The sequence below is a fragment of the Nicoliella sp. ESL1120 genome, assembly GCF_058508515.1.
The window spans coordinates 56,724-80,147 of record NZ_CP196383.1; the positions used below are offsets into that span (position 1 = coordinate 56,724).

Here is a 23,424-nt window from a genome sequence, read left to right on the forward strand (position 1 = left end):
CGTGAGAACAACCTTACTTGGTTAAGTCCTCGACCAATTAGTACTGGTCCGCTCCATGCATCACTGCACTTCCACTTCCAGCCTATCTACCTGATCATCTTTCAGGGGTCTTACTTCCATAAAGGAATGGGAAATCTCATCTCGAGGTGGGTTTCACACTTAGATGCTTTCAGCGTTTATCTCATCCATACATAGCTACCCAGCGATGCGCCTGGCGGCACAACTGGTACACCAGCGGTATGTCCACTCCGGTCCTCTCGTACTAAGAGCAGCTCCTCTCAAATTTCCTACGCCCGCGACGGATAGGGACCGAACTGTCTCACGACGTTCTGAACCCAGCTCGCGTACCGCTTTAATGGGCGAACAGCCCAACCCTTGGGACCAACTACAGCCCCAGGATGCGATGAGCCGACATCGAGGTGCCAAACCTCCCCGTCGATGTGAACTCTTGGGGGAGATAAGCCTGTTATCCCCAGGGTAGCTTTTATCCGTTGAGCGATGGCCCTTCCATACGGTACCACCGGATCACTAAGCCCGACTTTCGTCCCTGCTCGACCTGTATGTCTCGCAGTCAAGCTCCCTTCTGCCTTTACACTCGTCGAATGATTTCCAACCATTCTGAGGGAACCTTTGGGCGCCTCCGTTACTGTTTAGGAGGCGACCGCCCCAGTCAAACTGCCAACCAGACACTGTCTCCCACCACGATTAGTGGTGCGGGTTAGAGTGTTCATACAGCGAGGGTAGTATCCCACCAATGCCTCCATCGAGACTAGCGTCCCGACTTCTATGGCTCCTACCTATCCTGTACAAGCTATACAAACACCCAATATCAAGTTACAGTAAAGCTCCATGGGGTCTTTCCGTCCTGTCGCGGGTAACCTGCTTCTTCACAGGTATCTCAATTTCACCGAGTCTCTCGTTGAGACAGTGCTCAGATCGTTACGCCTTTCGTGCGGGTCGGAACTTACCCGACAAGGAATTTCGCTACCTTAGGACCGTTATAGTTACGGCCGCCGTTTACTGGGGCTTCGTTTCTGGGCTTCGCCGAAGCTAACTCATCCACTTAACCTTCCAGCACCGGGCAGGCGTCAGCCCCTATACTTCATCTTACGATTTTGCAGAAACCTGTGTTTTTGATAAACAGTCGCCTGAGCTTTTTCACTGCGGCTGCACGTAGTGCAGCACCCCTTCTCCCGAAGTTACGGGGTCATTTTGCCGAGTTCCTTAACGAGAGTTCACTCGCTCACCTTAGGATTCTCTCCTCGACTACCTGTGTCGGTTTGCGGTACGGGTAGTTAACTACTAACTAGAAACTTTTCTCGGTAGTGTGACATCAACGACTTCCCTACTAAATTTCGGTCCTCATCACACCTTGTCAACACGATATTAAGCATTTGACTCAATACCTGACTTAGTGCTTGAACATCCATATCCAACAGGATGCTACGTTTAGCCTCCTACGTCCTTCCATCGGTCAAACATAGTTAACTAGTACAGGAATCTCAACCTGTTATCCATCGCCTACGCCTCTCGGCCTCGGCTTAGGTCCCGACTAACCCTGGGAGGACGAGCCTTCCCCAGGAAACCTTAGTCATTCGGTGGATCAGATTCTCACTGATCTTTCGCTACTCATACCGGCATTCTCACTTCTAAGCGCTCCACTAGTCCTTACGGTCTAGCTTCATTGCCCTTAGAACGCTCTCCTATCACGCAACATAGTTGCGTCCACAATCTCGGTAATATGCTTAGCCCCGGTAAATTTTCGGCGCAGAATCACTCGACTAGTGAGCTATTACGCACTCTTTAAATGGTGGCTGCTTCTGAGCCAACATCCTAGTTGTCTATGCAACTCCACATCCTTTTCCACTCAGCATATATTTAGGGACCTTAATTGGTGGTCTGGGCTGTTCCCCTTTCGACGGTGGATCTTATCACTCATCGTCTGACTCCTGGATATAAATCAATGGCATTCGGAGTTTATCTGAATTTAGTAACCCAAGACGGGCCCCTCACCCAAACAGTGCTCTACCTCCATGATTCTCGACTCCAAGGCTAACCCTAAAGCTATTTCGGAGAGAACCAGCTATCTCCAAGTTCGTTTGGAATTTCACCGCTACCCACACCTCATCCCAGCACTTTTCAACGTACACGGGTTCGGCCCTCCGGTGTGTTTTACCACACTTTCAGCCTGGACATGGGTAGATCACCTGGTTTCGGGTCTATCACAACATACTATATCGCCCTATTCAGACTCGCTTTCGCTACGGCTCCGACTTTTCATCTTAACCTTGCATGTTATCATAACTCGCCGGTTCATTCTGCAAGAGGCACGCTATCACCCATTAACGGGCTCTAACTGCTTGTAGGCACATGGTTTCAGGAACTATTTCACTCCCCTTCCGGGGTGCTTTTCACCTTTCCCTCACGGTACTGGTTCACTATCGGTCACTAGGGAGTATTTAGCCTTGGGAGATGGTCCTCCCGGATTCCGGCAATGTTTCACGTGTATTGCCGTACTCAGGATCCTGAACTGAGGGAATTAGATTTCGTCTACAGGGCTATCACCTTGTGTCGCAGAACTTCCCAGATCTTTCGACTATCTAATTCTTTGGTAACTCAAATGTTCAGTCCTACAACCCCACCGAGTAAACTCGATGGTTTGGGCTGTTCCCCGTTCGCTCGCCGCTACTGAGGGAATCGAATTTTCTTTCTCTTCCTGTGGGTACTTAGATGTTTCAGTTCCCCACGTCTGCCTTTCAATGAGTATGAATTCGTCATTGAATAATAAACGATTAAATTTATTGGGTTTCCCCATTCGGAAATCTCCGGATCAAAGCTTACGTACAGCTCCCCGAAGCATATCGGCGTTAGTCCCGTCCTTCATCGGCTCCTAGTACCAAGGCATCCACCATGCGCCCTTAATAACTTAACCTATTACCACGGAGTGGTATTTGGTTAATTGAGTAAATACGAATAAAACTAATTTAAAAAACTCAAAATAACGCGGTGTTCTCGGTTGAAATTGTATTTAATACAATTCAATAATTTGGAAAAATTAAAATATTATCTAGTTTTCAAAGAACCAAGTTTGAGAGTAGACCTCTCAAAACTAAACAAAACTATGACTGTGTAAGGTTCCGAATTATTCCTTAGAAAGGAGGTGATCCAGCCGCAGGTTCTCCTACGGCTACCTTGTTACGACTTCACCCTAATCATCAGTCCTACCTTAGGCGGCTAGCTCCTCAAAAGAGGTTACTGCACCGACTTTGGGTATTACTAACTCTCATGGTGTGACGGGCGGTGTGTACAAGACCCGGGAACGTATTCACCGTGGCATGCTGATCCACGATTACTAGTGATTCCAACTTCATGCAGGCGAGTTGCAGCCTGCAATCCGAACTGAGAACGGCTTTAAGAGATTAGCTTGACCTCGCGGTTTTGCGACTCGTTGTACCGTCCATTGTAGCACGTGTGTAGCCCAGGCCATAAGGGGCATGATGATTTGACGTCGTCCCCACCTTCCTCCGGTTTGTCACCGGCAGTCTCACTAGAGTGCCCAACTTAATGCTGGCAACTAATAATAGGGGTTGCGCTCGTTGCGGGACTTAACCCAACATCTCACGACACGAGCTGACGACAACCATGCACCACCTGTCATCCTGTCCCCGAAGGGAACGGCTAATCTCTTAGCTTTGCAGGAGATGTCAAGGCCTGGTAAGGTTCTTCGCGTAGCATCGAATTAAACCACATGCTCCACCACTTGTGCGGGTCCCCGTCAATTCCTTTGAGTTTCAACCTTGCGGTCGTACTCCCCAGGCGGAATGCTTAATGCGTTAGCTGCGGCACTAAAGGGCGGAAACCCTCTAACACCTAGCATTCATCGTTTACGGCATGGACTACCAGGGTATCTAATCCTGTTTGCTACCCATGCTTTCGAGCCTCAGCGTCAGTTACAGACCAGACAGCCGCCTTCGCCACTGGTGTTCTTCCATATATCTACGCATTTCACCGCTACACATGGAGTTCCACTGTCCTCTTCTGCACTCAAGTTTCTCAGTTTCCGATGCACTTCTCCGGTTAAGCCGAAGGCTTTCACATCAGACTTAAAAAACCGCCTGCGCTCGCTTTACGCCCAATAAATCCGGACAACGTTTGCCACCTACGTATTACCGCGGCTGCTGGCACGTAGTTAGCCGTGACTTTCTGGTTAAATACCGTCAAAGCTTGATCATTTCCTATCAAACTTGTTCTTCTTTAACAACAGAGTTTTACGAGCCGAAACCCTTCTTCACTCACGCGGCGTTGCTCCATCAGACTTGCGTCCATTGTGGAAGATTCCCTACTGCTGCCTCCCGTAGGAGTATGGGCCGTGTCTCAGTCCCATTGTGGCCGATTACCCTCTCAGGTCGGCTACGTATCATTGCCTTGGTAGGCCATTACCCCACCAACAAGCTAATACGCCGCAGGTCCATCCTAAAGTGATGCAAACGCATCTTTCAAACAAAAACCATGCGGTTTTTGTTGTTATGCGGTATTAGCACTTGTTTCCAAATGTTATCCCCCGCTTTAGGGCAAGTTACCTACGTGTTACTCACCAGTTCGCCACTCACTTCGATGTTAAGTCAAGTTAATGCAAGCATCAACTATCATTAACGGAAGTTCGTTCGACTTGCATGTATTAGGCACGCCGCCAACGTTCGTCCTGAGCCAGGATCAAACTCTCATCTTATGATGAAAAGCTTAACGTTAGCTCTTCTTAATATTTGTTACTTTAAAGCGAATTGACTTCGCATAAGTTTTTTGTACTTCATTTAAAATGAAGTTCCTTACACATTTTTTGTCATAATTTTGTTCAGTTTTCAAAGATCTACTTTTGCGCGTCGCTCTTAACGACAACTATTTAATAATATCAAATTGCTAACTGGATGTCAACGATTTTTTAAAATTAATTTTGAACAACTTTTGAAAGTTGTTAGTCGAAATGAATAACGCAAGTAATAATATACCGCGTTCAAACTTTAATGTCAACATAAAAAATAAAATTAATTTGAAATGACTTTGCTAAATAAAAAATGGGCCATGGATAAATTATTAACCATGGCCCATTAATCAAACTCCTACTTAGTAACTCGTGCTAAGTAGTAACGCTTTTTACCTTTTCTAACAACTACGAATTTACCATCAAAATTATCGTTCGGGTTAATTACTGCTTCAACATCATCAACCTTTTCACCATTAATTCTGATCGCACCATTTTTGACATCTTCCCTAGCTTGTCTTCTTGATGGTTCAATTTTAGTATCATCAACTAACCATTGAATAATATCATTTGGTTCAGAACTAACGTCGACACTTGGCATGTTCTTAAAACCTTGTTCAACTTCACTTACGGTTAAATTCTTGATTCCATTTGTAAATAAAGCTTTGGTGATATTTTCAGCTTCTTCAACTGCCTTTTCACCATGGACGAACTTAGTAACTTCTTCAGCCAATCTTCTTTGGGCTTCGCGTTTCTTAGGTTCTGTTTTCACCTTTTCAGCCAACTCTTCAATCTCTTCATGACTAAGGAACGTAAAGTACTTCAAGTACTTCACAACATCCCGATCATCTTGATTGATCCAGAATTGGTAAAATTCGTATGGAGTTGTCTTTTCAGGATCTAACCAAACTGCTCCACCTGCAGTCTTACCAAACTTAGTTCCATCAGACTTAAGCATCAATGGAATCGTAAGCCCGTATACCTTCGCATCGGCACCTTCCATCTTGTGAATTAGGTCAGTTCCAGAGGTAATGTTACCCCATTGATCAGACCCACCAATTTCAAGTTGTACGTCGTTGTTCTTAAAGAGGTGTAAGAAGTCCATCGATTGTAAAATTTGGTAGGTGAATTCAGTAAATGAAATCCCAGCATCCAAACGACTAGCAACGACTTCCTTATTCAACATCGTATTCACGTTGAATACCTTTCCGTAATCACGAAGAAAGTCTAGTAGCGTGAACTTGGAAATCCAATCATAGTTATTAACGATCGTAAAACTACCGTCTTGGCCAAATAACTTGGTCATTTGCTTAGTTAAGGCTTCTTCATTATGTTTAACTTGGTCCATCGTTTGTAGCTTTCTTTCAGCCTTTTTACCACTAGGATCACCAATTGAGCCGGTTGCCCCACCCACTAAGATCACTGGATGGTGTCCCGCTAATTGAAAACGCTTTAAGATCATGAATGGAATTAAATGCCCAATGTGCATACTGTCACCAGTTGGGTCAATTCCAGCGTATAGTCCAATTTTCTTTTCATTAACTAGTTCGTTCAAACCTTCTGCATCCGTTTGTTGATTAATGGCGCCACGCCACTTTAAATCATCAATAATATCCATTTCATTTCCTCCTTAAGATAACAAAAAATCCCCTACAGCTTAATAAGCCATAGGGGACGAAAATAGTTCCGCGGTACCACCCAAGTTATCATTTATAATGATCACTCTAACCATTAATAACGAAATGACCCGGCAAATATGCACGCTCCATAGGTGTAATTTCTCAAATGAATTGCTTAGCTCACAGCCCCGCTAAGTTTCTGAATTCTCAAATTCATTTGATACTAGAACTACTTCTCAGCATTTGTTTAATTACCAATATCATAATAACCAACTGCTGTTTTGTCAATAAACTAATTACTTAATTTTGTCCAATTGAGCTTGGACTGATGGTAATAACTTTTTAAGTGCAGCTGCTTTTGCTTCAGCTTCGACCTTCTTCTTACCAGCAGCAGTAGCTTGTTTAACGACTGCTTCTTTTTCACCAGCATTCATTGAAGGATCTTCCTTTTCAGCTAAAGTCAGTTCTTTTTGAACGTATGCTTGCACTTGTTGCTGTAATGCTGCTTGTTGTTGGGCTTGGGAAGCGCCGGATTGCTTTTGCAATTTCGCTTGTTCTTGCTTCATGATGGTTGGCAATGCCTTGACCTGTTTAGCATTTAGCACTAACCAATCCTTTGGTACGTAGAGTGTGTTGGTCTTATGATAAACAGATGACTTTTGGGCTAATCCATACATAAATCTTTCAAAGCTATTCTTGTATTCCCAACGAACTGTCTTGGTAACTAACTTAGCGTGCTTTAAGTTACTACTTTTCACTACTACGTTAGTAACGTCAGTATCCGGTTTAACCGTCTTCTTAGCACTACCGCTCTTGTATACAATCGCCTTATCCTTACTATTACTTTGGCCAACTGGTTGGTCAACAACTAAATTAAGACTAGGTGATAAGGAAGCAACCTTAGTAGTAGTATCGGTAGAAGCCACCTTATGCATCCCATAGTGGTACTTAAAGTTGGCAACTGATAAGAACATTACACCAATCAACAATGCAGTAAAGATAATATTTAAAATCAAATGAAGTGGTTGCTTGCCTACTAATAAATTCCAAGAGATGAAGAATAGGATCGCAACGATCACTAATAGAATAATAATCATTATTGACGACCTCCTTCAACCTTAGCTTCTGGAATACTTTTACCCTTTTTCAGCATGAACGTGAATGCTAACCCGATCAAACCAAAGATAAATGCAACTAAGAAAGCGGAATGATAACCACTCAACACAGCATTTAGCATTTTATCTTTGTATTGTAATGGGTCAACAGTTAGTAAATGATGGGCTGGTTTGGCATTATTAGTAACGTTGGTCAAAACGGAAGTCATTACCGCAGTGGCAATTGAACTAGCGATTTGCCGTAACGTATTATTTGCAGCAGTCCCATGATTCATCATACTAACATCTAACGCATTCATACTATAGGTAGTAATCGTCATCATTGACATTGCGATCCCACAAGAACGGATGGCGTAAATCACTACCACGTACATGATTGGCATATCAGTAGTTAAGAAGAAGAATGGAATCGTTCCAATTGTTAATAGTAAGAAACCACTAATTCCTAAGTAACGAGCCCCATACTTATCGAAGATTCGACCAGTAAATGGACTCAATACCCCAATCATCATTGCTCCGGCTAATAGCGTTAGTCCGGAATGAAACGCGTTGTAACCACGAACGATTTGTAAATACAATGGGAGAATCATTTCAAACCCAATCAAAGACATCATTGCAAGGGCTCCAATTATTGAGCCGATTGTAAATTGTTTGGATTTAAATACGTTTAAATTCACCAATGGATTACTAGTCTTGAATTCACGCATAATGAATGCAATCACAAAGATGACTCCAATAACTAACGTGGAGATAACAACGGCGCTACCCCATCCCTTATCACCAACGGATGAAAATGCGTATAGCGCACTCCCAAAACCAATCGTTGATAATAGTAATGAAGGGAAATCGAGCTTCGTCTTGCTAGTTGGTAAGATTGGCTTCATGGCAAATAAACTACCGATAATCACAAATGCCATAATTGGAATGATCATCCCAAAGAGATCACGCCATTGCGCATTCACAATAATCCAACCAGAAACAGTCGGACCAATTGCAGGTGCTAATCCAATTACAACTCCGGATAGCCCCATTGCAGTCCCCCGCTTTTCAGGTGGGAAAATTGATAACATGATCGTTTGTAGCATTGGCATTGAAATTCCAACCCCAACGGCTTGAATTAAACGCCCTGACAATAATGTCGCAAAGTTTGGCGCAGCGAAACACATTACCGTTCCAACTTCAAAGATCACCATTGCTGAAATGTAAAGCCACTTGGTATTAAAACGACTGGATAACCAAGCGGTAACGGGAATCAAAATCCCATTGACCATCAAAAAACCACTGGTTAACCATTGAACTGTGGAAGTATCAATGTTAAACACATCCATTAGCTTTGGATATGCAGTCGCCAATAGCGTTTGGTTCAACACGGTACAAAAAGTACCAATTAAAAGGAACAACACAAGTAGAGTTCTACTATATGGGTTTCCCTTTTGATCTAACGGCTTATCCATTAGAACATTCCTTCTTTCTAATTAATAAATAAAATAGATATCAAATATTACTTTCTTCACTATCTAATTTAGCACTAGCATTTTATTTTGTCAACTAAATTGACAATAGGCTTATATGTTATATAATCATTATATATTATTAAAGTTGATTTTAATTAAGTTAGAAAGGGGAGCTCATTAATCATGGATAGAGAAGACGATACATTTAAAGAAGTCAAAAGCAGAATCTTTAACCTATTCAAACGCGAAGACTTTCTGTTTGGCATCGGTGAAATCGCAAGCTACACTGATATCCCCCAGAGTAAATTACGCTACTGGGAAAAATGTGGGTACATTCGATCCAAAAAGTGTTCTAAAAATCAGAATCGCAAATATTCTTACCACACCCTCATGAAAATCGAACTAATCAAATCATATTTAGAATCAGGTTTCACTCTCAATGCCGCTGCTGATAAAGCCAGTAATTTTACTAATTACAACATCGTCATCGCCCGCATGCTAAAGAACCGCATCAAAGAAATCGGAACTGTTGATGATAAACCCGCGATCAATATGGGATGTTTAAACGACGATCCTTCCAAATCAATTTACTTTGTTGATGATGGAGATGAAATTAAGGCTTATATTAAAAATAATAATTAATTTAAAACTTCCAATTTATTGTTTTCATAATTGGAAGTTTTTTCATTCATAAAATTATGTGATTCCAAGCGATAAGCAATCTAAAATATGGTATGATAAAAAGGATTATGCAATAATAAACTTGTTGCGATAAGCTCGAATTTATATTTGCTTAAATCCCAATGCAAATCTTTCGTCGGGAAGATTACCTTCCCAGTTTTCAAGGAGGAAAACAATTTATGTGGTTCAGTAAAATGATTAGCGATTTTATATTCGGATACCCCGTAATGGTGTCAGTCGTATGGATCGTTGGTTGTATCTTCAAGGAGTGGACACTTCATCATACTCAAGATAACGATTCCGATCGTAAACCGTTGGTTTCAATATTAGTACCTGCTCACAACGAGCATGATACCCTGGAAGAAGCGGTTAAGTCACTTGCTAACTTAACCTATAAAAATTATGAAATTGTATTGATCGATGATAAAAGTTCAGATGATACTTTAGAAATAATGCATCGATTACAGGATCAATACAAATCACAATTTAATATCCAAATCGTTGCCATCCCCGTTAACCAGGGAAAAGCAAATGCTATGAACCAAGGGCTGAAAGCTGCTCGTGGAGAATACCTATTGGGAATTGACTCTGATTCTGTTTTAGATCCAGACTCACTTTCGTACGTTGTTAAAACTTTAAATAATAACCCTAAGGCTGGTGCCGTTGCTGGAAAACCAGTTGTTAGAAATCGAACTACTATTTTGGGCCGCCTTCAATTACTGGAATACATCGGTGTTATCGATATCATTAAGCGTGCAGAATCATTCTTAACTGGTAAGATCACTACCGTTTCAGGAGTTATTGTTGGTTTTAGAAAAACAGCCGTTGAATCGGTTAATGGTTGGAACACGAAGGTCATGACCGAAGATATTGATATTACATGGCGATTATATCGTAACCACTGGGAAGTATTATATAACCCCAATATTATTTGTTGGATTTTAGTTCCAGAAAGCGTTCGAAACCTAATCAAACAAAGACAGCGATGGGCGCGTGGTGGTTTAGAAGTACTCGCTGGTAACCGTGATATGTTGATTCATGGTAGTTTTAGCGAAAAGTTTTTACTATCTGAAACAATCGTAAGTAACACGTGGGCAGTGGTTACAATGCTAAGTACAATTACCTACATCCTTACATTTATTTTGGATCGCAATTTGACCCTTGATGGTAATATTTTACTATTCATGCTAATGGTCAGTTTCACCCAGTTCTTAATCAGTTTTTCTTTCTCAAAGAAAGCAACATTTATGAGTTGGGGGGACTTCTTACTAATCCCTGCTTACATTATGTATTATTGGATCATTAATTTGATCAGTTGTATCTATGCTATGATTTCATTCTTCTTAGACCCAGAACATGTTGGAACATGGCGTAGTCCGGATCGGGGGCGCTAAAATTGGAAAATAAACCACAATATAATTTCGTAATTCGTAAAAAGATCAGTATTAAAAGAAGAATTTGGAATTTTTGTTTATTTGCGGCTCTATGGTCAGCGGTGCTATTTATTTTCTACGTTAACTACGGATTTATCTTTGATTTATACACAGATAATCTAGTTACTTACTACTTACTTCTTAACTTAGACTACGGATTTTACTTTGGGCTACTATATACAATTTTATTTTTTGGAATTGGAACTATTATTTTTAGCTTTTATAGATTAAAAAAAATGCGGAGGAATCTAAAAAATGACACGAAGAACTCGTAAAATTATTGTTTGGATTATTGCAATCCTAATCGTTCTTGGAATGTCATTAACGATTCACAGAACGGTTCAATACGATAAGGGTGAAAACACTAACTATGCATTAAAAGCACAAGCTGCTTCACAAAAAAATGGGATTTTAGTTTTTTGTTATCACCGAATTATTAATGATGATTTAGGGGTTAATGTTGTTAAATCACTATCTGATAACTCACAACTCCATGACTTTGCAGTTACTACAACTGAGTTCAAGAAACAAATGAAGTTTCTTAAAGATCATGGAATTAAGGTCATTAGCGGTCAACAAATGTATGAAATGGTTAGTAATCAAGAACCAATTAAGGGTAAATATGCCGTCCTAACCTTCGACGATATTGACCGTTCAACCATTGAAAATGCAATGCCAGTAATGGAAAAATATAACTTCCCGTTTACCACTTTCATTGTTACCGGAAATACAGGTCGTTATCGTGAAGGATCTAAGTTCGCTACTTGGAAAAATATTTTAAAAGCCAAGAAAAAAGCCGGTAACTTACAAAGTCTAGAATTGCATACTAACAATATGCACTACCTAACCCGTGGATTAATCCCAATTATTCAAAGACCGGACGAATATAATCACTTCAAACGTGACTTTATCACTAGTCAACGAATTATGCATGAAAAAACGGGACAATTCGGAACTTCATTTGCCTATCCTTATGGTGGTGGAACCGATAAAACAACTAATTTCTTAAACTCTCAAAATCTCCAATGGATCGCTACATTGAATACTGGAATTGTAAACGACAAGACTAATTTAATGTACACCCCAAGAATGATCATTAATAATGATTCTTGGCCAAGTATTCAAAAATGGTTCTCAACCAAATAAAAGGTGCGCTAGATTAAATTCTAGCACACCTTTTTATTTGCTCTTAAGAGCGTTTAATCAACCTTTTAATGCCATAACATAACCAATTAAACCGATCCAGCCAATGATTGAAACCCAAATAAGGCCTCTAAACCAACCAGCACTTTGGTATTGAATCGTTAAATGATTAACTCCTGATTTTCCATTTACAGTAATCGCACCGATTGAATCGGTCTTAACGGTTTTTAATTGTTTCCCATTTAATTTTATGATTGAGTGGGCATATTTAACAACTGCTAACTTATGGGGTTGAGTATGATTACTCTTATTTGTCCATTTAACAGTCATTATACCGTTTTTAACCTGATAATCATGGTTTATATTCGGCTTGATAATTGATTTACGATACTTGATATATGGACTAAATTTTTGATATTCAAATACTGAAATTTTTTGCTTCACTGGCATATAATCTGGGGTTGCCTTAATTACCAACTGCAAAATTCTTTGCGGATCATCAGAACGCAATGCTGAACGTAATCTATTCGGATCGGACGTTCTAATAATCGTTTTACGAGTACTAATGATTACTTTGTGTGAATTAAAGTAACGACTCTTACTTAAAACATGCCTAAAGTCCTTATACATCACAAGTAGCATTAGTAAAATCGTTATGCCCCCAATTACATAACGAGACCAATTGATGCTTTTATCAGAAAGCAGGATTCCAATCGCCAAATATAATAAAACGTACGGGATCACTAAAAACCGAATCGGATTTTGAATCACGGAGTCCACCGCTGGGATTAGCTTAGATAGCAATGTCCACGGGAAAAGGAAGGTCGGAATCCATAGAAAAAATGTTCCATTCAGAATAATAACCCGAGTAGTTAAATCAATGTGCTTCCATCTAATAATTAGGTATAAGATTGCAATTACAAATAAGAACAGCGTACTGTACTGAAGCCTAGTGGTGCCGTTGGGGGCAAACAAAGAATCAGATGCTAAATGTAAATCTGGCAGCACGGGCAACAAATGATTGGAAGAAAATAGTTCTAACATCCCACCCCAAACGTTGAATGACAACAATAACGTTAGGCCAATTGATTTAAAAAGTGATTGCCACATTTGTTTGCGATCATCTGTGATAACCAACCCTGTTACAAAAAATGGAATTAACGCTAATGCACAAATCGCACTAGTAATGTTATGAATTTCAAGCAATAAAGTCATCGAAAGGGCCAATTTAATCCAAGCAATCCGTCTGGTGCGAATCATTTCAGTTCCACATAGCATTATTAATGGAACAAAAGCCGCTCCCCATGCGGTAAATTGTTGCCCATTGATCCAATACAAGATGGGGGTCGAAAACATATAACATCCAGCAATTACTAGCGCCCATAACTGCTGAACGTTGTTTTTAATTGATAAATGGTACATTAAACAGCCACTGATAATGAATAATAACGCTGAACTTATTAGCTGATAATTAACCCAGTTTTTGCTAATAAGTAGCAAAAAACCGTTAAAATATGCAAATAATGGTCCATAGACGGCGTTAACCACCCTACCAGACTGGCCAAATCCGAAAAATGATTGAAAATAGCTATAGCTACCAGTTTTAATTTGCATCATTGCATCATAGAATCGATTCATATGAAAAAGTGAGTCGATTCCTACATAAGCGGCATTAGTGTACCATTGTGGAAACATTGCTAATAATGAAATAACCAAAATGACTCCGTATGGCCACGTAGTTCGCCAATTAATTTTGTTATTAAGTGATTTCATGATCAACTTCCCTATCAAAATTTGTATAAAAAATAAGGCAATTGATTTAGACATAGTAAATCAATTACCTTAATTATAATAAATTAGTCGTCTAATTTAGTCTTGTTAGTAACTTTAAGTTTGTCGTCAAAGTCATAAACAACTGGTTCACCAGTCTTCATTTCTAAGTCCATGATGTCATCATCGCTGATTCTTTCAATGTACTTGCTTAATGCACGAAGTGAGTTACCGTGAGCAGCAATAATTACATTCTTACCGTCTAATAACTTAGGTGCAATTTGATCTTCCCATAAAGGCATAACTCTTTCAAGCGTAACCTTGAGGTTTTCACCTGCAGGAATCAAGTTTGGATCTAAGTCAGCGTAACGACGGTCCTTCTTTGCAGAGTATGGAGAGTCATCTGGAAGAAGTGGAGGAAGAGTGTCATATGAACGACGCCAAATGTGAACTTGTTCGTCTCCATATTGTTCAGCAGTTTCCTTCTTGTTTAATCCTTGTAACTTACCATAGTGACGTTCGTTCAAACGCCAAGTCTTAGTTTCAGGAATCCATAGTTGGTCTGATTCTTCTAAAGCAAAGTGTAAAGTCTTAATCGCACGGGTCAAAACTGAAGTAAATGCATAGTCAAATTCTAGACCGTGTTCCTTCAATAATTTACCAGCGTTCTTAGCTTCTTCAACACCCTTGTCACTTAAATCAACGTCAACCCAACCAGTAAATTGGTTAGAAAGGTTCCATTGACTTTGTCCATGACGAATTAATACTAATTTTGCCATAAGTTCCAAACCTCTTTCTATTTTATAATTAAAGAATTCATAACAATGATACACCATCTATCATTATTTTTCAGTAGATTTAGATTTTTTTATGATTTTTACTTCATCATTGGGATGATTGTCGACCCGTTGCACATTTAATATATGGAGAATAAAAGTAAAAATTGGGACAGACACAATCAATCCCCAGCCACCAAAAATTTTTTCACCAACAATCAAAACAACAAAGGTATAAAAAATTGGTAGCTTAGTTCTCGATGACATAAACTTTGGGTTTAATACGTATGCTTCAATTCCATGAACCACTATAATTGTAATGATCATATAAATCACATCGTAAATGCCGCCAGTAGAGTAACAAACTAATGATAATGGAATAAATGAAATAATTACCCCAGCCACTGGAATTAAACTAAGGAAAAACACTAATAATGCTAGTATCAATAGTTGTGGTAACCCCATTACTGCCATCACAATGGTCGTTAAAATGGTATTGCAAATCGCAATAAATAACTGTGCTTCTAAAACAACACCAAACGTCTTAACGAAAATTTGAGCATAGTAATAAATATCTTGGAATAACCAACCGATATTACTCGTCAAAAATTTCTTGGAAAAGGTAGCCATTCGATCACTTTCCAGTGTAAAAAAGAAACTCAATATTAAAGAAATAAAAACTGAAACACTGACTGATCCGATACTGGTAATATATTCAAAGACAGTATTCGCACTCCCCTTTAGAAACGAAACAACGTTAAACTTAGACAAAAAATCAGCAATGTAAGCCTGAATCTCACTATCTTGTCCAGTTATGTCATTAGGACTCTGGTAGAAATTAATCAATGATTTAATCCCCATAATTGCTTGTTCGATAATTTGGGGAACATAAACTGCTAAGGCCCATGATACTAATACTACGATCGTAGCATAAATAATACATACTAATAACGACTTAGGAATTTTAACGTATTTCCAAATCCAATTAACAATGGTGGTTACTAAGAACGTAAATATAAAAGTTAGTAAAATAATCGTCATCATTCCACGGACCAAGTAGAGGACGGAAATGATTGCTAATAACACCACCAATCTCCGTAATCTCACGTTTTCAATAAATTGATCCCATAAATGCATTCAAATTCTCCTATTCTGATTAGTTATTTAGAACTTGTCCACTCTCTAATTGATTGATGGTTTGTGGACGGATTGCTAAGCGATTCGTAACGGCTGCCCGATCCATTTTTTTAGCTGAATTAGCATTTCTTAACGCTTTAATTCGATCGGTAATATTCTTAAAATAGCTATTATTTAAATTGCCATTGGTAAATGCTTGTTGTAATAATTTCGCTGATTGAGCATATTTTTTAGAATGGTTAAGTCGTAATGATTGGTTATAAATGCCCGTTAGTTCAATTGCACCGTTCAATAAATTTTCACTATTTTTTAATTGTTCGTTTGCCCGTTGTACCAGTAATGATGACTGCTTCAAACTAGCTACTTTTTGATACTGGGCAATTGCGGTTACAAAGTGTTGAGCATTATAAAAAGTATCAGCAGCTTGAATGGTCTGTACCTGCTGAAGCGATTTAAGTGCAACTTGATTATCAGGCTGAGCATCTAATGCCTGCTTAAAATTTACAACTGCTTGGTGATATTGCCGATTTTGAATTGCCTGATTACCCTTACTGATGGATGAATTAGCTTCATGATTACTGGAACTATGGCCATTAATCATAAGGCCGCCAAACAATCCAACTACAATAATGGCAACAATCGCTACCAATATTTTTTTCATATCTAATCCCTCTTATACTTTATTTTATTCAATTATACCATTTTTCCAGTAGTAAAATAGAATACATTCCTTCCAAAAAATTAATAAATAAGCGTATAATATTATTCATAGTTAAATTTCTAGAGAGGATTTGTTTATTTATGTTAGAAAAACCTTTTTATCGGCAGTTTTTGAAAAGAAGCTTTAATATGCCTGTTAAAGTAACTTATTGGGACGGTAAAAGTGAAGTCTATGGTGAGGGTGAACCCCAGGCTCACATCACATTTAAGGAAGCAATTCCCATTCGACAAATTACCAAAAATGCTTCAATTGCACTTGGTGAAGCTTATATGGATGGCAAAATTGAGATTGACGGTAATATTGAAGATTTAGTTACCTCAGCTTACGAAAGTGCGGGCAGTTTCATGCGTAACAGCAAGTTCATCAAGTTCTTGCCTAAACAATCACACAGTGAAAAAGAAAGTATGAAGGATGTCCAAAGTCATTACGATATTGGAAACGACTTTTATAAGATTTGGCTCGATCCAACAATGACATACTCATGTGCCTACTGGGAAAACCCAGATGACACATTGGAACAAGCACAGATGAATAAAGTTAGACACATCATCAAAAAACTAAATCCTAATCCAGGAAGAACCCTTCTTGATATTGGTTGTGGTTGGGGAACCTTAATGCTAACTGCTGCTAAGGAATTCGGCTTGACCGTTGCTGGAATTACCCTCAGTAAAGAACAATATGATTACGTTCAAAAGCGGATTCAAGATGAAGGCTTAGAAGATGTTGCAACCGTTTACCTCCGTGACTACCGTGATTATCATGATGAACAATTTGACTACGTTACTTCAGTTGGAATGTTCGAACACGTTGGGAAGGAAAACCTTGGTGAATACTTCAAATACGTTAATAAATATTTGAAGCCAAACGGTGTGGCTTTGATTCACGGAATCACCAGACAACAAGGTGGTGCCTACAACGGTTGGATCAATAAGTACATTTTCCCAGGGGGATATGTTCCTGGATTAACGGAAAATATTGACCATATTGTTGAAAATGGAATGCAAATTTTTGACTTAGAAACCTTGCGGAGACATTATCAAGTGACCCTCGAACATTGGGATCATAATTTCAATGAGCACTTGGATGAAGTTAAAAAAATATTCGACGAACGCTTTATTCGGATGTGGGACTTATACCTACAAGCCTGTGCCGCATCATTTAAAGCTGGAAATATTGATGTTATCCAATACTTAATCTCAAAGGGACCATCTGGGCATGCTTTGCCAATGACTCGTGAATACATGTACGATGATAAAAACAAGCCAGCAAGTAAATAATTAAAAAAGTGGTGATAACGATTAATGTTATCATCACTTTTTTTAGAATAGATTAGTCAAGCCGCGCCAGAATCGAACAAAGATGTTAGCTTCATCAACAGAATTGCTAGCTACCATTGGCACTGATAATTGTTTATTATTTAATGTCTTAAAATCGGTAAACGTTAAATTCCCAATTTTTTGATTAGCCTTCACTGGAGCTTTAATCCCCTTACCGTCCTTGACGTTATCGTCCAAATTTAATTTTACATTAGAACCAGCTTCATTTTTATCAATCCAGTAATTAAATTGTGCTTTGGTTTTAACTTTAACGCTAGTGGATTTACCATCGGGAACCGCAACTTTTTGATAAGCGGTGGTTGAGCCGTTGGCAAGGCTTACATAGCGGTAGTTATCATAAACATAGTTCATAATTTTTTTAGTTTGGATAAAGCGACCAGGATCGGTAGGCATCGTATTGGAAGCATGCATCACAACAGTAATAATGCGGTGTCCATCCCGATTAGTCGTTCCAATAAAACTTCCCCCACAAGTAGAAGAAGTCCCGGTCTTCAGCCCTTGAACTGGCAGATTTTTATCGTACTCACTTCCCCCTGGTAACATGTAGTCACCATTCCTTAGGGTCTTGCCCCCTAATGTATACTCACTAACGGAAGTATTATTTAAAACATCTGGAAATTGTTTAATAAATTGCTTTGCAATGGTCGCCATATCACGCGCAGACATCTTATTTTCATCGTTATCATTAGCATCTGGCATGCCAAGGGCTTTACCAACTTCCCCGTTGGTTAAACCACAAGCAGTATATAACTTAGCATCGGTAATCCCCAACTGCTTAGCCGTTTTGCGCATCATAAGCGTAAAGTTCTGCGTTGAGCCACCAACTAGGTTCGCTAATGACATCATTGCAGCATTAGCTGATTCAAATGACGCTTGGTAAATTTGTCTAACTGTATAGTGCTCTCCCTCAGCTAACGGTGCATTAGCGTATGTGGTATCAACACTTAATTTATGTAAAGCAGAGGATACTGGAACCTTTTGATTCCAGCTAATTTTGCCCTCTGCAATTGCTTTTCTAACGATATACAAAGACAGTAATTTACTCATCGAGGCTAATGCCATTGGTTTATTGATGTTCTTAGAATATAGCATTTGACCTGTATTCGCATCAATTGCAATTCCAGTTGTGGCATCAATATCTGGCTGCGCAGTTGTCTTAACAGCACTGGCACTTGCTGAAATCGGCAAGGCCAAAGTCATCAAAACGATTCCGATCATCAAAATCATTTTAGAAAATCGGTGAGTAATATTCATAACTATTTATCCTTCTTATCTGTAAACTTTAATTTTTCAAATCCTGTTTTTTTCAACGGTTGATCAGCATGAATTGGCAAATGAATCGCAAAACTCGTTAATTTGCGGTTAGATTCAACTTTAATAAATCCATTATGACTATCAACGATGTTTTGGACAATCGCTAAACCAAGTCCGGTCCCTCCGGTTTCCTTATTTCGTGATGTTTCAACCCTGTAAAACCGTTCAAAAATTTGGTTAATTGATTTCTTAGGGATTGGTTCTCCATCGTTTGCAACCGAAATAACCGCTTCATTGGCATTCATTTGGGAAGCACTTAGGTAAATGTGTCTAGCGTCTTTTCCATATTTCAACGCATTTGAAATTAAATTATTAAAGACCCGCCCTAATTTTTCGGCATCAGCTTCGATGTACAGATTATCATCCTTACATTCAGTAATAATTTTAATGTTCTTCTTTTCCGCTTCTAGTTCAGAACTTATTGCTAGCTGCTCAACTAGTTGTTTAACATTGACCCGATTCATTTGGAGATTCGTCGGCAATGTCCGTGCTTTTGAATATTCGAATAAATCATCTGCTAATGACTTCATCTGCTTAGACTTAAAAAAAGCAATGTGGGTATATTTAAGCAGGTCTTCCTTACTCTTATAGCCACCAGATTCAATTAACCCTAGGTAGCCAATAATCGATGTTAGGGGCGTTCTAATATCATGGGATACGTTAGTAATTAATTCATCCTTAGAACGCTCAATTGCGCGTTCCTCATTCATAGATTCAATTACACTATCGACCAAAGAATTAACACTATCAACGACCTTTTGATTCTCACTGTTAATTTTAAATGGAATGCGGTGATCAAAATGACCATCAGCAATGTAATGAATTTCATCAATTACATGCCGTAATTGAATTAAATGGTAGCGACGTAATAGCCGCCAGTAAATTACTACTAGGTCCACGATTCCCATCAATGCTGTCAAAATATTCTGCCACGTTAATAGTTTCATCCACCACGGAGCGGGATGCCCCATCGGATTTTGAAATGGAGCGCCCGGATTAGTAAAAATAGAATGCTTAATTGTAATAAACCCAAATTTTAATCCTGGATTATGAAAAAGCGCCTGGCTAAATAATACAATTATCGACAAATTAAGCAACAATAGTAGGATTAAGGTAATTACCCCTTCACCAAACAGCTCCGTTTTTTCTCGTGTTGTTAATTTCAATTTAAAGTATCCCCGTTAATTATTTCATTTCAATCTTGTATCCAACACCCCAAACGGTTTGGATTACCTTTTCGCCATTAGTGGCTTCTTCAATTTTATCACGCAAATGACTCACGTGAACCATCACGGTTTTAGCTGAAACCACACTTTCTTGTCTCCAAACGCGTTCAAAAATTTCATCAGCTGAGAACACTCGATTAGGATGGCTAGCTAGGAGGTATAAAATCCCAAATTCAAGTGCCGTTAACTGAATTTCCTTATCATCAGATGTTTTTACTTCATGTGAATCCTTATTAATGGTTAATGAACCAATATCTAATACATCGGGTTCATCATTGGTCATCTTATCTTGACTTCTTCTTAGAAGGGAGCGCACTCTGGCCATGATTTCCAATGGATTAAATGGCTTAGTAACGTAATCATCGGCTCCACTGATCAACCCTTGAATTTTATCCATATCGGTGGTTTTAGCAGATAGGATAATCACTGGTAACTTAGAATCGCGACGCAATTCCTTGAGCACTTCAATTCCAGTCATATTTGGCATCATAATATCCAAGATCATCAAACCGATGTCATTTTCAGTCCGTAACACCGAAAGAGCGTCCTTACCGTTGTAAGCAGAAATTGGTTCGTATCCTTCGTTTCGGATGTAAATTTCTAATAATTGTGCGATTTCTTTATCGTCATCTACGACTAAAATTTTCATAATATCATCATCCTTAATTTCATAATTTTATTAATTATAGTGTAACAAATTAAAGCCAAATTTATTTTCTTAAGGTTTATTCTTTAATACTATTTTACTTGATTTACAAAACTTTAACATTTCTATTTTATCATACTAATTATAATCTAAAAAAAGCTAAGGAATTGAGAAAGCCCATTCCTTAGCTTTTTGTTATTTATTTTATTTGTAATTAGGAGCTGCCTTTGTAATTTGGACATCATGTGGATGCGATTCAATTAGTCCAGCATTTGAAATTCTGACAAATTGAGCGCGATCGATCATGGTTTGAATATCCTTAGCTCCGGTATAGCCCATTCCAGAATGTAAACCTCCAACCATCTGGAAGATAACATCCTTAGCGCTACCCTTGTATTCAACCCGAGCTTCAATTCCTTCTGGAACGAGCTTTTGGGCTTCATTCACTTCCCCTTGGAAGTAACGGTCCTTTGAACCATGTTCCATGGCAGCGATACTTCCCATTCCACGGTATGCCTTGTACTTCTTCCCGTTTTCTTCGAAGACCTTACCAGGAGCTTCGTCAGTTCCTGATAACATACTTCCTAGCATAACGGCATTTCCACCAGCAGCGATTGCTTTAACAACATCACCACTGTACTTGATTCCACCATCGGCAATGATTGGCTTGCCCCATTCACGAGCAACTGAAGCAGCATCATAAATGGCAGTTAGTTGAGGAACCCCAACTCCGGCAATGATTCTAGTGGTACAAATTGAACCAGGACCAATTCCGACCTTAACTACATCCACCCCAGCTCTGAACAAAGCATTGGTTCCTTCACCGGTTGCAACATTCCCAGCAATTAAAGTGGCCTTTGGATAGGTATCACGGATTTCCTTGATCTTCCGTAAAACCCCTGCGGAATGACCGTGCGCAGTATCAATAACGATTGCGTCAGCCCCAGCATTTAACAATGCTTCTGCACGTTTGAAAGTATCACTAGTCACCCCAACGGCAGCGGCAACTAGTAAATGATTATTTGAGTCAACAGCAGCATTTGGAAAACGCTTGGCGTCTTTTTCAACCGCCTTAACCTTTTCTACTTCTTTAGCTTGATCATCGATCACCATGTTCTTGTGAATTACACCTAATCCACCTAAATTAGCTAAAGTAATGGCCATTTCATGTTCAGTAACGGTATCCATACTGGCACTTAAAAATGGCACATTTAGCTTTAAATTGGGTGCTAATTGGACACTGGTATCAACTTCGTTCGGTAAGACGTGGCTTTCTGCAGGTATCAATAAAACATCATCAAATGTGATTCCTTCTTTGGCAAATTTTGTATCCCAATTAGACATAATTTAAAGCGCTCCTTTTATAAATATTCAACTGTGTAAAATTATATTGTTTCTAATTTACCAAAAAAAAATATACTTGTAAACAAAACTTTATCAAACAAGTAAAAACTAATCTTTTTCACATCATTATCTTATTTTTGGAACAAAAAACGCTGAATTCACGAACAATTCAGCGTCAAATTTTTGATTATTTACGAACTGGCCTTCTAGAAACGAACAATCCAGTTGTAATGTTGTAATTTTTACGAACCCACAATGATACCCCAGCAGATACCAATGCGATAATGATATAAACCACCCCTGGCAAGACTGGATTAATGGCTGTTGGAATTATCAATACCAGGCCAAAGAACACAGAAATCCAGACGATTGCAAGCAACAGCATCCCTAATAATCGCATATACCACTTGCTGGTGTGTTTAACAGCTGGATCAAAGAGACGGGTGAAAATCGGCATTAGTGCCCCAGTAATAGCTGAAGTAACTAAGATAACAGCAACCCCAGAAGACTTAGCTTGTTCTGCGGTAACATTCTTGGACATTAAGAGGGTGATTCCATATAACACTGAGAACAAAGCCAGAAAAATTAAAAAGTTATAAACGGCGTTAGACCAGTAGTTAGTGAATAACTCCTCTTTTTCACGCGGTGGATTCTTAATGAACTCAATTCGTTGTTCGATCGTTCCATAAAGATTCCGAGCGGTGGCCCCACTTTTTTGTTCCTTGACCAATTCAGTGACCATTGATTCAACCGTCGTTTGTTTCTTTTCAGCAGGTAAATTGACCCGATCTAATTGCTGTTTAAAACGAAACATGTACTCGGCATTCCGCTTCGTTAAGCCCATGTTATCGAAGGCATTACGTTCTTCTACTTTAGCAGCAGCCTTCTTTTGTTGTGCAGCAGCGGCTGCATTTCGTTTTCGATTATCGTTACTCATTCAATTCCTCCG

Annotated in this window: 16 protein-coding genes, 2 rRNA genes and 1 other annotated feature; of the genes, 4 read left to right on the top strand and 14 right to left on the bottom strand. The window is 39.2% G+C overall.

What is annotated here, in order from left to right; translation table 11 throughout:
• Positions 1–17: 17 nt before the first annotated feature.
• The 5 genes from ACSYTE_RS00265 to ACSYTE_RS00285 all read right to left on the bottom strand — a co-directional run bounded on the left by ACSYTE_RS00265 (position 18) and on the right by ACSYTE_RS00285 (position 8,947).
• Positions 18–2,932 (bottom strand): 23S ribosomal RNA (locus ACSYTE_RS00265).
• Positions 2,933–3,153: 221 nt separating this feature from the next.
• Positions 3,154–4,729: ribosomal RNA gene (locus ACSYTE_RS00270) — 16S ribosomal RNA — on the bottom strand.
• The 16S and 23S rRNA genes sit together here, the layout of an rRNA operon.
• Before the next feature lie 388 nt (positions 4,730–5,117).
• Positions 5,118–6,377, bottom strand: coding sequence for a tyrosine--tRNA ligase (gene tyrS, locus ACSYTE_RS00275; RefSeq protein ID WP_491716734.1), 1,260 nt, complete (start codon positions 6,375–6,377; stop codon positions 5,118–5,120).
• 49 nt (positions 6,378–6,426) lie between these two features.
• Positions 6,427–6,625, bottom strand: a binding site (T-box leader).
• Positions 6,626–6,674: 49 nt separating this feature from the next.
• The gene (locus tag ACSYTE_RS00280) at positions 6,675–7,475 is read right to left on the bottom strand and encodes a DUF4811 domain-containing protein (protein ID WP_491716735.1); all 801 of its coding nucleotides are present in this window, start codon (positions 7,473–7,475) and stop codon (positions 6,675–6,677) included.
• On the bottom strand, positions 7,475–8,947 hold the full coding sequence (locus ACSYTE_RS00285) for an MDR family MFS transporter (protein WP_491716736.1): 1,473 nt from the start codon (positions 8,945–8,947) through the stop codon (positions 7,475–7,477). Before ACSYTE_RS00285 ends, ACSYTE_RS00280 begins: the two co-directional genes overlap by 1 nt.
• A 183-nt stretch (positions 8,948–9,130) precedes the next feature.
• Between ACSYTE_RS00285 and ACSYTE_RS00290 the strand changes: the two genes are divergently transcribed.
• From ACSYTE_RS00290 to ACSYTE_RS00300, 3 genes are all read left to right on the top strand, one after another.
• Positions 9,131–9,589: a MerR family transcriptional regulator gene (locus ACSYTE_RS00290; protein ID WP_491716737.1), complete on the top strand. Its 459-nt coding sequence runs from the start codon at positions 9,131–9,133 to the stop codon at positions 9,587–9,589.
• A 218-nt stretch (positions 9,590–9,807) separates the two neighbouring features.
• On the top strand, positions 9,808–11,022 hold the full coding sequence (locus ACSYTE_RS00295) for a glycosyltransferase (RefSeq protein ID WP_491716738.1): 1,215 nt from the start codon (positions 9,808–9,810) through the stop codon (positions 11,020–11,022).
• A 294-nt stretch (positions 11,023–11,316) separates the two neighbouring features.
• Positions 11,317–12,207: a polysaccharide deacetylase family protein gene (locus ACSYTE_RS00300; protein ID WP_491716739.1), complete on the top strand. Its 891-nt coding sequence runs from the start codon at positions 11,317–11,319 to the stop codon at positions 12,205–12,207.
• 57 nt (positions 12,208–12,264) lie between these two features.
• Here the strand turns inward: ACSYTE_RS00300 and ACSYTE_RS00305 are convergent, their stop codons facing one another.
• The 4 genes from ACSYTE_RS00305 to ACSYTE_RS00320 form a co-directional block, all read right to left on the bottom strand.
• Complete coding sequence (locus ACSYTE_RS00305) at positions 12,265–13,977, bottom strand: hypothetical protein (protein WP_491716740.1); 1,713 nt, start codon at positions 13,975–13,977, stop codon at positions 12,265–12,267.
• 83 nt (positions 13,978–14,060) lie between these two features.
• A complete protein-coding gene (locus tag ACSYTE_RS00310) occupies positions 14,061–14,753 on the bottom strand; it encodes a 2,3-diphosphoglycerate-dependent phosphoglycerate mutase (RefSeq protein ID WP_491716741.1) in 693 nt (230 codons plus the stop codon).
• A gap of 63 nt (positions 14,754–14,816) precedes the next feature.
• Entirely contained in the window at positions 14,817–15,887 is a 1,071-nt protein-coding gene (locus ACSYTE_RS00315; RefSeq protein ID WP_491716742.1) for an AI-2E family transporter, read from the bottom strand.
• A gap of 19 nt (positions 15,888–15,906) precedes the next feature.
• Entirely contained in the window at positions 15,907–16,548 is a 642-nt protein-coding gene (locus tag ACSYTE_RS00320) for a hypothetical protein (RefSeq protein ID WP_491716743.1), read from the bottom strand.
• Between the two features lie 140 nt (positions 16,549–16,688).
• On the opposite strand from ACSYTE_RS00320, the gene ACSYTE_RS00325 reads away from it, so the two are divergent.
• Complete coding sequence (locus tag ACSYTE_RS00325; RefSeq protein WP_491716744.1) at positions 16,689–17,885, top strand: class I SAM-dependent methyltransferase; 1,197 nt, start codon at positions 16,689–16,691, stop codon at positions 17,883–17,885.
• Between the two features lie 42 nt (positions 17,886–17,927).
• Here ACSYTE_RS00325 and ACSYTE_RS00330 read toward each other — a convergent pair whose 3' ends face one another.
• The 5 genes from ACSYTE_RS00330 to ACSYTE_RS00350 all read right to left on the bottom strand — a co-directional run bounded on the left by ACSYTE_RS00330 (position 17,928) and on the right by ACSYTE_RS00350 (position 23,412).
• The gene (locus tag ACSYTE_RS00330) at positions 17,928–19,199 is read right to left on the bottom strand and encodes a D-alanyl-D-alanine carboxypeptidase family protein (RefSeq protein WP_491716745.1); all 1,272 of its coding nucleotides are present in this window, start codon (positions 19,197–19,199) and stop codon (positions 17,928–17,930) included.
• Positions 19,200–19,201: 2 nt separating this feature from the next.
• Positions 19,202–20,425: a sensor histidine kinase gene (locus ACSYTE_RS00335; protein ID WP_491716746.1), complete on the bottom strand. Its 1,224-nt coding sequence runs from the start codon at positions 20,423–20,425 to the stop codon at positions 19,202–19,204.
• 19 nt (positions 20,426–20,444) lie between these two features.
• Positions 20,445–21,134: a response regulator transcription factor CroR gene (gene croR / locus ACSYTE_RS00340; protein ID WP_491716747.1), complete on the bottom strand. Its 690-nt coding sequence runs from the start codon at positions 21,132–21,134 to the stop codon at positions 20,445–20,447.
• Between the two features lie 201 nt (positions 21,135–21,335).
• Entirely contained in the window at positions 21,336–22,475 is a 1,140-nt protein-coding gene (gene guaB / locus ACSYTE_RS00345; RefSeq protein ID WP_491716748.1) for an IMP dehydrogenase, read from the bottom strand.
• Positions 22,476–22,662: 187 nt separating this feature from the next.
• A complete protein-coding gene (locus tag ACSYTE_RS00350; RefSeq protein WP_491716749.1) occupies positions 22,663–23,412 on the bottom strand; it encodes a DUF1129 family protein in 750 nt (249 codons plus the stop codon).
• Positions 23,413–23,424 lie beyond the last annotated feature (12 nt).

Bases quoted from the DNA above. Each gene is read 5' to 3' on its own strand.
- ACSYTE_RS00330 (WP_491716745.1), bottom strand. From the start codon at position 19,199: ATGAATATTACTCACCGATTTTCTAAAATGATTTTGATGATCGGAATC.
- ACSYTE_RS00280 (WP_491716735.1), bottom strand. From the start codon at position 7,475: ATGATTATTATTCTATTAGTGATCGTTGCGATCCTATTCTTCATCTCT.
- ACSYTE_RS00350 (WP_491716749.1), bottom strand. From the start codon at position 23,412: ATGAGTAACGATAATCGAAAACGAAATGCAGCCGCTGCTGCACAACAA.
- guaB (WP_491716748.1), bottom strand. From the start codon at position 22,475: ATGTCTAATTGGGATACAAAATTTGCCAAAGAAGGAATCACATTTGAT.
- ACSYTE_RS00320 (WP_491716743.1), bottom strand. From the start codon at position 16,548: ATGAAAAAAATATTGGTAGCGATTGTTGCCATTATTGTAGTTGGATTG.
- ACSYTE_RS00310 (WP_491716741.1), bottom strand. From the start codon at position 14,753: ATGGCAAAATTAGTATTAATTCGTCATGGACAAAGTCAATGGAACCTT.
- ACSYTE_RS00305 (WP_491716740.1), bottom strand. From the start codon at position 13,977: ATGAAATCACTTAATAACAAAATTAATTGGCGAACTACGTGGCCATAC.
- ACSYTE_RS00300 (WP_491716739.1), top strand. From the start codon at position 11,317: ATGACACGAAGAACTCGTAAAATTATTGTTTGGATTATTGCAATCCTA.
- ACSYTE_RS00315 (WP_491716742.1), bottom strand. From the start codon at position 15,887: ATGCATTTATGGGATCAATTTATTGAAAACGTGAGATTACGGAGATTG.
- ACSYTE_RS00285 (WP_491716736.1), bottom strand. From the start codon at position 8,947: ATGGATAAGCCGTTAGATCAAAAGGGAAACCCATATAGTAGAACTCTA.
- ACSYTE_RS00295 (WP_491716738.1), top strand. From the start codon at position 9,808: ATGTGGTTCAGTAAAATGATTAGCGATTTTATATTCGGATACCCCGTA.
- tyrS (WP_491716734.1), bottom strand. From the start codon at position 6,377: ATGGATATTATTGATGATTTAAAGTGGCGTGGCGCCATTAATCAACAA.
- ACSYTE_RS00290 (WP_491716737.1), top strand. From the start codon at position 9,131: ATGGATAGAGAAGACGATACATTTAAAGAAGTCAAAAGCAGAATCTTT.
- ACSYTE_RS00325 (WP_491716744.1), top strand. From the start codon at position 16,689: ATGTTAGAAAAACCTTTTTATCGGCAGTTTTTGAAAAGAAGCTTTAAT.
- croR (WP_491716747.1), bottom strand. From the start codon at position 21,134: ATGAAAATTTTAGTCGTAGATGACGATAAAGAAATCGCACAATTATTA.